Below are 12,481 nucleotides of genomic sequence, written 5' to 3' on the forward strand. Positions count from 1 at the left end.
GCATCGTGCCTCGCTCTCGAAGTCCTCAGTATCGTCACGTCATGCGCGTGCTGTTCGCCTGCATGGCCACAGTCGGCCACACGTACCCGTTGATCCCGTTGGCGTCAGCGCTGCGCAACGCCGGGCACGAGGTGCACTTCGCGGTCGGCGAGGAGATGCACCCCGAACTCGAGCGGCTGGGGCTGCGGCCGTTCCGCCCCGGCCTCTCGTTCGGCGAGATCTACGCCGGGGACATCGCGCCCGAGCTCGAACGCGTCCTGCCCGACCTGGTGATCAGCGGCTGGTCGGTGCCGGAGGTGTTCCGGGAGGCGAAGCGCAGGGCGTTCCCGGTGCTGTGGCACGGGTTCGGGCGCATGTTCGACGACGGCATCGGGCTGGCGCGGCCCGACGGCGGACGGCACCTCGACCTCTGCCCGCCCTCGCTGCAGAACGCGGACTTCACCGACGACCGGATCCTGCTCCGCCCGGTGCCGCACGCGACGCCCGGCCGGGTCCCGGAACGCACGCACGAGAAGCTCGTCTACGTCACCTTCGGAACGGTGTTCGGCACGGAAGAACTGCTCGCGACGGCGGTGGGGGACCTCGGACGGCTCGACGCCCAGATCGTCGTCGCCACGCCGGACCGGTGGCTGCCGCAGGCCGAGGTGATCAAGCAGGCGGACGTCGTCGTGCATCACGGTGGAAGCGGCACGATGCTGACCGCTCTGGCCGAGGGGGTCCCTCAGGTCGTACTGCCGCGAGGGGCGGACCAGTTCGGCAACGCCGAGGCGCTCGTCAAGGCGGGCGCCGGGGTGCGTCCGGACGCGGTCGGTGCCGAGGCGGTCGCGCAGTGCGTGCGGCTGCTGCTCACCGATGGCCGCTACCGGGAAGCCGCAGGTCTGATCGCGGACGAGATAAGTCACATGCCGTCGCCGGAAGAAGTTGCGGACAGGCTCGCGGAGGTTGTGTAACACTGTTTTTTATGAAGGCAAGCCGCCTGCGCTTCGGGATGAACCTGTGGCCGCCGTTCCTGTTCGCCGGCATCCGCGTCGAGGAGATCTCGCCGGACTACCGGTATGCGCGCGTGCGGATGCGTCTGCGCCCGTGGAACCGCAACTACTTCGGCACCCACTTCGGCGGCTCGCTGTTCGCGATGACCGACCCGTTCTGGGTGTTGCTGCTGTTCAACCAGCTCAAGGGTGAGCACGTCGTGTGGGACCGGGCGGGCGAGATCGAGTTCGTCGCACCCGGCCGCGGCACGGTGCACGCCGAGTTCCGGCTGACCGACGAGCACGTCGAGCAGGTGCTGGAACGGACCAGGGGCACCGAGAAGGCCTTGATCTGGTTCGACACGGACGTCGTCGGGCAGGATGGGACCGTGATCGCACGGGTGAAGAAGCAGGTCTACGCGCGACGCAAGCGCGACAAGCAGCTCACGCATGCGTGAGGCCTTCGGAGCGGTTTTCGACGTCGAGCCCGGCTACCTCAACACGGCGTCCATCGGGGTGCCCCCGCGGCACGTCGCCGACGCGGTGGCGGCCTCGCACGAGCGGTGGCGGCGCGGCCAGGACACGTCGTCGACGTTCAACGAGGTCGTGGAGACCTCCCGAGAGGCGTTCGGGCGGCTGGTCGGGGTGCCCGCCGCGTCGGTCGCGTGCGGCGCCACGGTGTCGCAGTTCGCGTCGCTGGTCGCCCAGGCCCTGCCGGCCGGCTCGAAGGTCTTCGTCGACCCCGGCGAGTTCACGAGCGTCTCGCTGCCGTTCGTCGCCGCGGGGCACCGGGTCGTGGCCACGGTGGACGAGTGCGACCTGGTCGCGGTGAGCGTGGTCCAGAGCGCGGACGGGACGATCGCGGACCTCGAAGGCCTTCGCGCAGCGGGGAAACCGGTGCTGCTCGACGTCTCGCAGGCGGCGGGGTGGATGCCGTTGTCGCTGGCGTGGGCCGACTTCGTCGTCGGCGTGGCCTACAAGTGGCTGATGGCACCGCGAGGCGCGGCCTGGATGGCGGTGCGGCCGGACCGGATGGACTTCCTCAGGCCGTTGGCGGCCAACTGGTACAGCACCGGCGAGAACTACGGCACGGAGCTCGTGCTGCGTTCCGACGCACGGCGGTTCGACCTCTCGCCGACGTGGTTCTCCCACGTCGGTGCGGCGGTTGCGCTCCCGTGGGTGGCGACCCTGGACCTCGACGCAGTGCGCGCGCACTGCGTGAGTCTGACTGATCGGCTTCTCACCGGGCTCGGCCTGCCGGCCCGCGGCTCGGCGATCGTGTCCGTCGACGCACCACCCGTGCCGGGCGTCGTGTCGTCTGTCCGCGCAGGTCGCACACGGTTCGCATGTCACCTTTACAACACGGTCGAGGACGTGGACCGGGTGCTCGAAGCACTCGGCTGACTGCCGTCCGTTACCGTGGGTCCTTGTGTCGGAACCACGTCAGTCACCTGAAGAGGTGACCCAGAACCTGCCTCGCTTCCCACCGAGGCCCACCGACACCGCGCCGTTGTACCCGGCCGACGAGCTCGTGAAGCTCCAGTCGATCATGGACAACCGCCAGGGGCACATGCCCGCGCCGCCGCCACCCGCACCCGTGCGGAAGAGCACGTGGGTGGGCAGGGCGCTGGCACTCGTAGGCGTCGCGGTGGTCTCCGGGCTCGTCTGGTGGGTGCTGCAGCCGTCGGACCCGGTGGACCAGCAGGTCGCGCAACCCCAGAAGACCGCGGGGGAGTACGAGTTCACCACCGTGCCGGAACTGCCGGAGCCGGTGAAGGACAGCGACTGCGCCGCCCACGCCACGAGCCAGACGCAGGCGTTCCTCAAAACCACGCCTTGCCTGCAGTTGACCCGTGCGTTCTACACGGCCAAACTGCCAGACGGCCGCACTGTCTACTCGTCCGTGTCCGTCGTGAAGATGAAGACGGCCGAGGAGGCGCGTCAGCTGCGCGAGCTCACCCAGCGCGACGGCACCGGCAACGTGAAGGACCTGGTCCTGGACAAGGCCATCAGCGTGCCGCCGCTGACCACGTTGGCCAACGGCGGGTACGCCTCCGAGCAGCGCGACGAGGAGGTCGTGATCGTCGAGTCCGACTCGCCGACCAGGGGCCCCGACGCGCTCACGCACAACAAGGACATGAAGAAGGTCTCCGAGGACGCGCTCAGGCTCGCGTCCTCGTTCACCGGCTAACCGGACGCGACACCCGGCATCGTGATGGATGCCGGGGTCGTCCCGGCCGCCTTGCGCCACCGCGTCGCCCGCACCGCCGCCGTCGTCAACGCCTCCAGCGCGGACGTGCGCAGCGCCGCGTCGTCGGTCCGCTCCAGCACCCCTCGCCAGGCCGCACAGGTGTCCTGCTCGGCGGCGACGAGCGACGCCAGGGCGGACGGGGCGTCGGACACCGGCGCCGGCGGCAGGTAGGCGGCCGCGGGCGGGTTCGGCGTCGCGCCGTGGTCCTTCAGCCACCGCTCGGTCGTGTCGCGGCGCGCCCGGTGCAGGTTCGCGCCCTCGGCGACGGCGGCGGACTGCTGGTCCAGGAACGCCGACACCATGCCGTAGGTCCACAACGCCGCGTGCTCGGTCCCGAGCGCGGTCTGGACGGCCTCCACGCTCATCCGAGCACCTCCCGCAGAGACGCGCAGCCGGCGGCCACCGAACCGACGAGACCGGCGCGGTAGGAGGGCAGCGAGGCGACGGCGGCCGAGGCCTCGCGCACGGACTCGTCGAGCGCGGTCCGCAGCGCGGCCAGGGGGTCCGGCGGCGTGGGAGGGCTCGTGGGGGCGGGCGGCGCCGTGGACGACAGCGGCGGCCGTTCGCGGTCGACCTCGGCCTGCAGCAGCGTCGCGTGCGTCTCGCGCGCCTTGGCGATCTCCGCGGCCGCGGGCACCGTCGTCAGCGACTGCGCCAGCTTGGCGTCCGCACGGGCCCGCGAGGCGAGGGCCGACAGCGGGTCCGGCGGGGGCGGCGCCGGGGGTTCTGTGGTGCACGCAACGGCGAGCGGTGCGGCGGCCACCGCGAGCAGCACACGGCGGCGGCTGACCGATTCGGAGATCACGCGAACCCATCTTGCCAGCAGCCGTGCGGGTCGGTGGGAGCCGGGCGAACGAGATAGTCTGGTCGTCCACGGCCGCCGGAAACAGCGTCGGCCGGGGTTTTCATGCGTTCGAACTGAAGGAGACACCACGTGTCCAGCCCGCCGCGCGGAGACCTTTCCGCGCAGCTAACACCCGTTGTGCGGGAAGCTCTCGAAGCCGTCGGCTTCGACCTCGACGCGCTCGACGTGCATCAGGCTGGGCGCCGCCGTCTGGTCAAGGTCGTCGTGGACGGTGAAGACGGCATCGGGCTCGACGAGGTCGCCGAGGCGAGCCGCGTGGTCTCCGCCGCGCTCGACGCGCACGACCACCTGATCAACGGGCCGTACACCCTCGAGGTCACCTCGCCGGGTGTCGACCGCCCGCTCACCCGCCCGCGCCACTGGAAGCGCGCGCACCTGCGTCTCGTGAAGGTCAAGCAGCCGGAGAAGGCCGAGTGGTTCGGCCGGGTCGGCGAGTGCGACGAGACCGGGGTCGAGCTGCTGCACCAGGGCGAGCTGCGGCGCGTGGAGTACCGCCACATCGAACGCGCGGTCATGGAGATCGAGTTCAAGCAGCCGCCGGTCGAGGAACTGGCTCGGCTCACTCGGAAAGCACCGGAGGAGGAGCCGAGGTGAACGTCGACATCGCCGCCCTGAGGGCGATCGAACGTGAAAAGGACATCCCCTTCGAGACGGTCCTGGAGGCGATCGAGTCAGCACTGCTGACCGCCTACAAGCACACCGAAGGACATGCCACGCACTCACGCGTGGAGATCGACCGCAAGACCGGCGTCGTGCGCGTGATCGCGCAGGACCTGGGTCCGGACGGGTCGGTCCAGGAGGAGTGGGACGACACTCCGGAGGGCTTCGGCCGCATCGCGGCGACGACGGCGCGCCAGGTCATCCTGCAGCGCCTGCGCGACGCGGAGCACGAGCGCACCTTCGGCGAGTTCGCCACCAAGGAGGGCGAGATCATCGCGGGTGTCGTGCAGCGCGATGCCCGCGCGAACGCCCGCGGCATGGTCGTCGTCCAGGTGGGCGACACCGAGGGGGTGCTGCCGCCGGCCGAGCAGGTGCCGGGCGAGCAGTACAACCACGGCGAGCGCATCAAGTGCTACGTCGTGAGCGTCTCCCGCGGCTCCAAGGGGCCGCAGATCGCCCTCTCGCGCACCCACCCGAACCTCGTGCGGCGGCTGTTCGCCCTCGAGGTCCCGGAGATCGCGGACGGCACCGTGGAGATCCCCGCGGTGGCGCGTGAGGCAGGTCACCGTTCGAAGATCGCGGTGAAATCAACGGTTGCCGGAGTGAACGCCAAGGGCGCCTGCATCGGCCCGATGGGCGCCCGTGTGCGCAACGTCATGCACGAGCTCGGTGGCGAGAAGATCGACATCATCGACCACTCGGACGACCCGGCCACGTTCGTCGGGAATGCGTTGTCACCTGCGAAGGTCGTGTCGGTCAAGGTGGTCGACGAGCGCACCAAGACGGCCCGTGTCGTGGTGCCCGACTTCCAGCTGTCGCTGGCGATCGGCAAGGAGGGGCAGAACGCCCGCCTGGCCGCCCGCCTGACCGGCTGGCGCATCGACATCCGCAGTGACGCGGAGGCTCCGGCCGCCGGTGCGGTCACATCCGGTTCGGCTGAATGAGCTCCAGGGGATAGAATCATCAACGGTTCATCGTCGGGAGTGGTGTCCCAGCACATCGGCCCTGTTCGCACGTGCATTGGATGCCGCGCCCGGACGTTGCCCTCCGAGCTGCTGCGAGTGGTCGCGGTGGACGGTTCGGTGGTTCCGGACGTTCATCGGCGGCTTCCGGGTCGGGGTGCTTGGTTGCACTTCGATCTCGAATGTCTCCGCAACGCCGAGCGGCGACGGGCGTTCTCGCGGGCCCTCCGGGTCCAGGGAGCACTCGACGTCGCTTCGCTGCGCGAGCACTTCGAGCGGCACGGGAAACCGGTCCCGGGACAGCCCCGGGGCCAGCAGGAAACAAGGAAGCAGGTCGACCCGTCATGAGTCAGCCGTGAAGCTGAAGACATGAACGCGCGACGTTAAGACGAGGTCGATGGGACTTGCCCGCCGGCCTCACGACCTAGGAGACCAGTGGCAGGCAAGGCCCGCGTGCACGAGCTCGCGAAAGAGCTCGGTGTTACGAGCAAGGAAGTTCTCAACAAGCTCGCCGAACAGGGCGAGTACGTGAAGTCCGCGTCGTCGACCGTCGAGGCCCCCGTGGCCCGGCGGCTCCGTGACGCCTACGAAGCCAAGTCCTCGAAGCAGGCTCCCAAGCCGTCCGCTCCGAAGCCGAAGGCACCCGCACCCGCACCCGCACCCGCAGCTGCCGCGCCCTCCGCCCCGGCGGAGTCGAAGCCGGCAGCGACCGACAACAAGCCCGCTGCGCCCAAGGGCATGCCCGGACCGCGTCCGGCCGCCCCGCGCCCGCCGGCCCCGAAGCCCGCTCCGGCAGCTCCTGCCGCGCAGGCTCCGGCTCCCGCGGCGCCCGCAGCGGCACCCGCGCAGCCCCAGGCCCCGGCCGCCGCACCGGCACCCGCCGCGTCGGCTCCGGCCGCCCCGAAGGCTGCCCCGGCTCCCGGCACCAAGCCGGGTGGCGGTCCGCGTCCGGGCCCGCGCCCGGCTCCGCAGCAGCAGCCCGCACAGCCCCAGCAGCCGCAGGCCCCGGCCGCGTCCGCCGGTGGCCAGTCCTCGGCCGTGGTCCCGCCGCGCACGCAGGCTTCCAAGCCCGCGGGCCCGCGCTCTCCGCGTCCGGGCAACAACCCCTTCGGCGTCGGTGGCGGCAACGCTCCCTCGCCGCGTCCCGGACCTCGTCCCAGCCCGCGCCCCGAGCAGGGCGGCGACCGCCCCGCCGGTGGCCCGAAGCCCGGTGACCCGCGTCCGGCGAACCCCCGTCCGAGCGGTGCGCCCGGTCAGGGTGGTCCGCGTCCCGCGGCCGCACAGGGTGGCGGTCGTCCCGGTCCCGGTCAGGGCGGTCCTCGCCCGGCGCCGGGTCAGGGCGGTCCCCGTCCCAACCCGGGCAACATGCCCCCGCGGCCGAACCCCGGCATGATGCCGGGCAACCGTCCGGCCGGTAACCGTCCTGGTCCCGGTGGCGGCGGTGGCCGTCCCGGTGGTGCCGGTGGCGGTGGCGGCGGTCGTCCCGGTGGGGGCGGCGGCGGTGGCGGCTTCCGCGGTGGCGGCGGTGGCGGCGGAGGCGGTGGCTTCCGTCCCGGTGGCGGCGGTGGCGGTGGCGGTGGCTTCCGTCCCGGTGGCGGCGGTGGCGGTGGCGGTGGCTTCCGTCCCGGTGGTGCCGGTGGCGGTGGCGGCGCGCCCGCTGGTGGCGGCGGTTTCCGCGGTCGCCCCGGTGGTGGCGGCGGCGCTGGTCGCGGCGGCACCGCTGGTGCCTTCGGTCGTCCGGGTGGCCCGGCGCGCCGTGGACGCAAGTCCAAGCGGCAGAAGCGCCAGGAGTACATGGACAACATGCAGGCGCCTTCGGTCGGTGGCGTCCGCCTGCCCAAGGGCAGCGGCGAGACGATCCGCCTACCGCGCGGTGCCTCGCTGACCGACTTCGCCGACAAGATCAACGCCAACCCGGCGTCGCTCGTGCAGGTGCTCTTCCACCTGGGCGAGATGGTCACGGCGACCCAGTCGGTGTCCGACGAGATCTTGGAGCTGCTCGGCACCGAGATGAACTACGTCGTGCAGGTCGTGTCCCCCGAGGAGGAGGACCGCGAGCTGCTCGAGACGTTCGACATCACCTACGGCGAGGACGCCGGTGACGAGGACGACCTGCAGGTCCGCCCGCCGGTCGTGACCGTCATGGGTCACGTCGACCACGGCAAGACCCGCCTGCTCGACACCATCCGCAAGGCGAAGGTGCACGAGGGCGAGGCCGGTGGCATCACCCAGCACATCGGCGCGTACCAGGTGGAGACCGAGCTCGAGGGCAACCCGCGGCTCATCACCTTCATCGACACCCCGGGTCACGAGGCGTTCACCGCCATGCGCGCCCGTGGTGCGAACGCGACCGACATCGCGGTCATCGTCGTCGCCGCTGACGACGGCGTCATGCCGCAGACCGTGGAAGCGATCAACCACGCGCAGGCCGCCCAGGCGCCGATCGTGGTCGCGGTCAACAAGATCGACAAGGAGGGTGCGAACCCCTCCAAGATCCGTCAGCAGCTGACGGAGTACGGCCTCGTCGCCGAGGAGTACGGCGGCGACACGATGTTCGTCGACATCTCGGCCAAGCAGGGCATCAACATCGACAGCCTCCTCGAGGCCATCCTGTTGACCGCCGATGCTTCGCTGGACCTCCGGGCCAACCCGGACATGGAGGCCCAGGGTGTCGCGATCGAGGCGCACCTCGACCGCGGTCGCGGTCCGGTCGCCACGGTGCTCGTGCAGCGCGGTTCGCTCCGTGTCGGCTCCTCGATCGTCGCGGGTGACGCGTACGGTCGCGTCCGCCGCATGGTCGACGAGCACGGCGATGACGTCACCGTCGCGACCCCCTCGCGTCCGGTGCAGGTCATCGGTCTGACCTCGGTGCCGCGCGCCGGCGACTCGTTCCTCGTCGTCGACGAGGACCGGGTGGCCCGCCAGATCGCCGAGCGTCGTCAGGCCCGCACCCGCAACGCCGCCAACGCGGCGAAGCGCAAGCGCGTCAGCCTGGAAGACCTGGACGCCGCGCTCAAGGAAACCAGCGCTCTCACCTTGATCATCAAGGGTGACAACTCGGGTACCGTCGAGGCCCTCGAGGACGCGCTCATGAAGATCGAGGTCGGCGACGACGTCGAACTGCGCGTGATCCACCGCGGTGTCGGTGGCATCACCGAAGGCGACATCAACCTCGCCGTGGCCGGTTCCGCCATCGTCCTGGGCTTCAACGTCCGGGCCGAGGGCAAGGCGACCGAACTCGCGAACCGCGAAGGTGTGGACGTCCGGTACTACACGGTCATCTACCAGGCGATCGACGAGATCGAGGCGGCCCTCAAGGGTCTCCTCAAGCCGGAGTACGAAGAGGTCCAGCTCGGCCGCGCCGAGATCCGCGACGTCTTCAAGTCCTCCAAGGTCGGCACGATCGCGGGTTGCATGGTCCTGTCGGGCGAGATCCGCCGCAACGCGCGTGCTCGCCTGCTCCGTGACGGCAAGGTGATCGCGGAGAACCTCCCGATCAGCTCGCTCAAGCGGTTCAAGGACGACGCCACCGAGGTTCGCGAGGGTTTCGAGTGTGGTCTCACGCTCGGCAACTACAGCGACCTCAAGCTGGAAGACATCATCGAGACCTTCGAGATGCGCGAGAAGCCGCGCGCCTAGTCGGTGGGTGAGGGGGTGCGAAGCCGCTTTAACCAGTGGCTTCGCACCCCTTTCTTCTGGAGGATCTTGCCCATGTACGTGGGTGCTCTGGAACTGGACTTGCTCTTGGGCGACGTCCACTCGTTGAAGGAGAAGCGCTCGGTGGTCCGGCCCGTCGTGGCCGAACTGCGCAAGCGCTTCGAGGTCGCCGCGTCCGAAGCAGGTCACCAGGACCTGCACAGGCGCGCGTTGATCGGTGTCGCCGCGGTCTCGGCCGACGCGGCGCATGTCAGGGACGTCCTGGCCGGCTGTGAAAGGCTGGTCGCGGGACGGCCCGAACTCGAACTGCTCTCCGCCCGGACGCGTCTCGTCGGGCCGGAGGACGATTAGGAAGGGGAGGCTCGTGGCCGACACGGCACGTGCCCGCAAGCTCGCCAAGCGGATCTCGCAGATCGTCGCTTCGGCTCTGGAGCACGAGGTCAAGGATCCGCGCCTGGCCAGGGTTACGATCACCGACACCAAGGTGACCGGGGACCTGCACGACGCGACCGTGTACTACACCGTTCTGGGCGAGCGCCTGGACGTCGAACCCGACTACGCCGGTGCCGCCGCGGCCCTCGAGAAGGCCAAGGGCGTCCTGCGGTCCATGGTGGGCGCTCAGACCGGCGTCCGGTTCACGCCGACGCTGACGTTCATGACGGACACCGTGCCGGACGAGGCCCGGAAGATGGACGAGCTGCTGGCGAAGGCCCAGGCGGCCGACGCCGAGGTGGCCCGACGTGCGGTGGGAGCGTCTCCCGCCGGAGAGGCCGACCCGTACAAGGCACCTCGTGAGGACGACGAGGACGAGGACTGAACTCGTCCGGAACTCTGCTCGTGACCAGGGCGGACGCGGTTCACCGCGTCCGCCCTGCGGTTTTGCGACCAGTCCACTTGGCACACTCGCGCTGCAATCGGATGGAAACTGTCTTGTCCGGGGGTCCCGCACAGCACTTTTGGACAGTTAGCGGCTAACGTCTCCCTGTGGCAGACGACCTGAGCACCACCATTGCCGAGGCCGCGAGGTTGCTGACCGGCGCCCGTGATGTGACTCTCCTCAGTCACATCAACCCCGACGCCGACACGCTCGGGAGTGCTCTGGCGGTGGGGCTCGCGCTGCACCGGCGCGGGGTGGCGGTGCGGGTGGCGTTCGGTGAGCCGGAGACCGTGCCCGAGAGCCTGAAGGCGTTGGACACGGCCGGGTTGCTCGTCCACCGCGACGAGGTGCCCGAGGTGCCCGAGCTCCTGGTCGTCCTGGACACGGGCAGCGTGCAGCGGCTGGGACCGTTGGGGGGTCGCGTCGCGAACGCCCGTGGTCCCGTGATCGTCGTCGACCACCACGTGTCGAACACGCGCTACGGGACGGTGCACTGCATCGACGAGCACGCCGAAGCCACGGCGCTCATCGCACTCAAGCTGCTCGACGAGATGAACGTCGAGATCGACGAGCCGATCGCGCGCTGCATCTACGCGGGGCTCGTGACGGACACCGGGGGTTTCCGCAAGGCGGGGCCCGAGGCGCACCGGACGGCCGCGCGGTTGCTGGAGACCGGAGTGGACGCGTACGCCGTCACGCGGCCGTTGATGGACTCCCACCCGTTCGCCTATCTCGGCATGTTGTCGAAGGTGCTGGCCAAAGCCGAGTTCGACGCGAAGGCGGCGCACGGGCTGGGGCTCGTGCACGCGGTCGTGGGTCTGGACGACGCCCGCGGTGTTCGCAGTGAAGAGGTCGAGAGCGTCATCGACGTCGTGCGCTCCACCTCCGAGGCCGAGGTCGCGGCGGTGCTGAAGGAGCTCAGGCCCGGGTACTGGTCGGTGTCGCTGCGCGCGGTCAGCCGGGTCGACGTTCGTGAGGTGGCGCAGGTCCTCGGGGGTGGCGGGCACCGGCTGGCGGCCGGGTTCACGTTCGACGGGGCCGCGGACCAGGTCGTCGCCGCCCTGAAGGGCGCGTTGGAGCAGGTGGGGTCATGACACGGACAGGGAGTCCGCGGCTGCTGCGGGAGATCAACGACCGGGCCGCGATCGAGACGTTGTTGCGCACGGGCGCGATGACGCGCGCCGAGCTGGAAGAGGTGATCGGGCTCTCGAAGCCCGCGACCGCCCAGCTGCTGGCGCGGCTCGAGGAGGACGGCATGGTCGTCCGCACCGGGTTGCGCGGGGGCGGGCGCGGGCCGCGAGCGCAGATGTGGGCCGTCAACGGGGGCGTCGGGTACGTCGCGGCCGTGGCGTTGTCGGCCGAGCTGATCGACGTGGCGATCGCGGACATCACCGGGTCGTTGCTGGCCCAGCACAGCGCGCCGATGCCCGGGGAGAACACCCTGCGGGTGTTCCGCGAGACGGTGCAGAAGGCCGCGGCGCTGGCAGGGCTGTCGCTCGGCGCGTTGGCGCACGTCGTGGTCGGCACGCCGGGCGCGGTCGACCCCTCCACCGGGCACCTCGGGTTCGCGCCGCACCTGCCGGGGCTCGTCGACGTGGACCTGCCGTCGACGCTGCGCGAGCTGCTCGGGACGTCGGTGTCGATCGAGAACGACATCAACCTCGCCGCGCTGGAGGAGATGAGCTCCGGCAAGGCCGTCGGCGTGCGGAACTTCGTGCTGTTCTGGCCCGCGGACGAGATCGGCTCCGCGGTCGTCGTCAACGGCGTGCTGCTGCGCGGCGTCACCGGCGGTGCGGGCGAGATCGACTCGATGCAGGTGCCCGGCGGGCGCTACGGCGACCAGGTCGACAGCGACGCGATCGTCGAGCTCGCGGCGGAGTACGGCATCACGCGCCCGACCGGGCTCGAGGCCGTCGCGCACGCGCTGAACGCCGGCACCGAGGGCAAGGCGTTCCTCACCGCCCTCGCGCACCGGATCGCGCTCGGGCTGGCGAACGTCGTGTGCGTGCTCGACCCGGAGCTGGTGCTGCTGTCCGGCGCGGTGGCGCACGCGGGAGGCGAGACGTTGTGCGACCTCGTGGCGGCCGAGCTGCTGAAGCTCGTCGTGCCGCGGACGCCGGTGCACCTGGCGCAGATCGCCGCGAAGCCGGTGCGGTCGGGGGCGTTGCACTCGGCTCTCGCCGTGGCGCGGGAGCGGGTGTTCGGGCTGCCCCAGCGGTCGTGAGTGGCCGCCGTCACCGC

Annotated in this window: 14 protein-coding genes; 12 read left to right on the plus strand and 2 right to left on the minus strand. The window is 70.8% G+C overall.

The window, feature by feature from the left end; all coding sequences use genetic code 11:
• The first annotated feature begins 41 nt into the window (after positions 1 to 41).
• From BLQ91_RS05755 to BLQ91_RS05770, 4 genes are read left to right on the plus strand one after another with little or no spacing between them, the layout of a single operon-like run.
• Positions 42 to 950, plus strand: coding sequence for a glycosyltransferase (locus BLQ91_RS05755; RefSeq protein ID WP_090095536.1), 909 nt, complete (start codon positions 42 to 44; stop codon positions 948 to 950).
• Between the two features lie 11 nt (positions 951 to 961).
• Positions 962 to 1,426: a DUF4442 domain-containing protein gene (locus BLQ91_RS05760; RefSeq protein ID WP_090095537.1), complete on the plus strand. Its 465-nt coding sequence runs from the start codon at positions 962 to 964 to the stop codon at positions 1,424 to 1,426.
• Positions 1,419 to 2,372: an aminotransferase class V-fold PLP-dependent enzyme gene (locus tag BLQ91_RS05765; RefSeq protein ID WP_090095538.1), complete on the plus strand. Its 954-nt coding sequence runs from the start codon at positions 1,419 to 1,421 to the stop codon at positions 2,370 to 2,372. Before BLQ91_RS05760 ends, BLQ91_RS05765 begins: the two co-directional genes overlap by 8 nt.
• 55 nt (positions 2,373 to 2,427) lie before the next feature.
• A complete protein-coding gene (locus tag BLQ91_RS05770) occupies positions 2,428 to 3,159 on the plus strand; it encodes a hypothetical protein (RefSeq protein ID WP_090095539.1) in 732 nt (243 codons plus the stop codon).
• Here BLQ91_RS05770 and BLQ91_RS42455 read toward each other — a convergent pair.
• Both BLQ91_RS42455 and BLQ91_RS42460 read right to left on the minus strand, forming a co-directional pair.
• On the minus strand, positions 3,156 to 3,584 hold the full coding sequence (locus BLQ91_RS42455) for a ferritin-like domain-containing protein (RefSeq protein WP_245733147.1): 429 nt from the start codon (positions 3,582 to 3,584) through the stop codon (positions 3,156 to 3,158). The two genes, BLQ91_RS05770 and BLQ91_RS42455, sit on opposite strands and share 4 nt — an antisense overlap.
• Positions 3,581 to 4,024, minus strand: coding sequence for a hypothetical protein (locus BLQ91_RS42460; RefSeq protein ID WP_245733149.1), 444 nt, complete (start codon positions 4,022 to 4,024; stop codon positions 3,581 to 3,583). Before BLQ91_RS42460 ends, BLQ91_RS42455 begins: the two co-directional genes overlap by 4 nt.
• Positions 4,025 to 4,153: 129 nt before the next feature.
• On the opposite strand from BLQ91_RS42460, the gene rimP reads away from it, so the two are divergent.
• From rimP to BLQ91_RS05815, 8 genes are all read left to right on the plus strand, one after another.
• A complete protein-coding gene (gene rimP / locus BLQ91_RS05780) occupies positions 4,154 to 4,678 on the plus strand; it encodes a ribosome maturation factor RimP (protein WP_090095540.1) in 525 nt (174 codons plus the stop codon).
• Positions 4,675 to 5,688 (plus strand): transcription termination factor NusA, encoded by a 1,014-nt coding sequence (gene nusA / locus BLQ91_RS05785; RefSeq protein WP_090095541.1) that lies wholly within the window; start codon positions 4,675 to 4,677, stop codon positions 5,686 to 5,688. Before rimP ends, nusA begins: the two co-directional genes overlap by 4 nt.
• A 126-nt stretch (positions 5,689 to 5,814) precedes the next feature.
• A complete protein-coding gene (locus BLQ91_RS05790; RefSeq protein WP_245733228.1) occupies positions 5,815 to 6,054 on the plus strand; it encodes a YlxR family protein in 240 nt (79 codons plus the stop codon).
• An 87-nt stretch (positions 6,055 to 6,141) separates the two neighbouring features.
• Positions 6,142 to 9,345, plus strand: coding sequence for a translation initiation factor IF-2 (gene infB, locus BLQ91_RS05795; RefSeq protein ID WP_090095543.1), 3,204 nt, complete (start codon positions 6,142 to 6,144; stop codon positions 9,343 to 9,345).
• A gap of 72 nt (positions 9,346 to 9,417) precedes the next feature.
• Positions 9,418 to 9,714, plus strand: coding sequence for a DUF503 domain-containing protein (locus BLQ91_RS05800; RefSeq protein ID WP_090095544.1), 297 nt, complete (start codon positions 9,418 to 9,420; stop codon positions 9,712 to 9,714).
• 13 nt (positions 9,715 to 9,727) lie between these two features.
• The gene (gene rbfA / locus BLQ91_RS05805; RefSeq protein ID WP_090095545.1) at positions 9,728 to 10,180 is read left to right on the plus strand and encodes a 30S ribosome-binding factor RbfA; all 453 of its coding nucleotides are present in this window, start codon (positions 9,728 to 9,730) and stop codon (positions 10,178 to 10,180) included.
• Between the two features lie 167 nt (positions 10,181 to 10,347).
• Positions 10,348 to 11,334 carry a DHH family phosphoesterase gene (locus BLQ91_RS05810; RefSeq protein ID WP_090095546.1) on the plus strand — a complete coding sequence of 329 codons (987 nt, stop codon included), beginning with the start codon at positions 10,348 to 10,350 and terminating at the stop codon, positions 11,332 to 11,334.
• Positions 11,331 to 12,464, plus strand: coding sequence for an ROK family transcriptional regulator (locus BLQ91_RS05815; RefSeq protein ID WP_090095547.1), 1,134 nt, complete (start codon positions 11,331 to 11,333; stop codon positions 12,462 to 12,464). The genes BLQ91_RS05810 and BLQ91_RS05815 overlap by 4 nt, the downstream gene beginning before the upstream one ends.
• Positions 12,465 to 12,481: the final 17 nt, after the last annotated feature.

Source organism: Lentzea jiangxiensis (assembly GCF_900104175.1).
Classification (GTDB): domain Bacteria; phylum Actinomycetota; class Actinomycetes; order Mycobacteriales; family Pseudonocardiaceae; genus Lentzea; species Lentzea jiangxiensis.

What these genes read in the sequence shown, in the direction of transcription:
- BLQ91_RS05800 (WP_090095544.1), top strand. Translation starts at nt 9,418, where the DNA reads ATGTACGTGGGTGCTCTGGAACTGGACTTGCTCTTGGGCGACGTCCAC.
- BLQ91_RS05755 (WP_090095536.1), top strand. Translation starts at nt 42, where the DNA reads ATGCGCGTGCTGTTCGCCTGCATGGCCACAGTCGGCCACACGTACCCG.
- BLQ91_RS05760 (WP_090095537.1), top strand. Translation starts at nt 962, where the DNA reads ATGAAGGCAAGCCGCCTGCGCTTCGGGATGAACCTGTGGCCGCCGTTC.
- BLQ91_RS42455 (WP_245733147.1), bottom strand. Translation starts at nt 3,584, where the DNA reads ATGAGCGTGGAGGCCGTCCAGACCGCGCTCGGGACCGAGCACGCGGCG.
- BLQ91_RS05765 (WP_090095538.1), top strand. Translation starts at nt 1,419, where the DNA reads ATGCGTGAGGCCTTCGGAGCGGTTTTCGACGTCGAGCCCGGCTACCTC.
- BLQ91_RS05815 (WP_090095547.1), top strand. Translation starts at nt 11,331, where the DNA reads ATGACACGGACAGGGAGTCCGCGGCTGCTGCGGGAGATCAACGACCGG.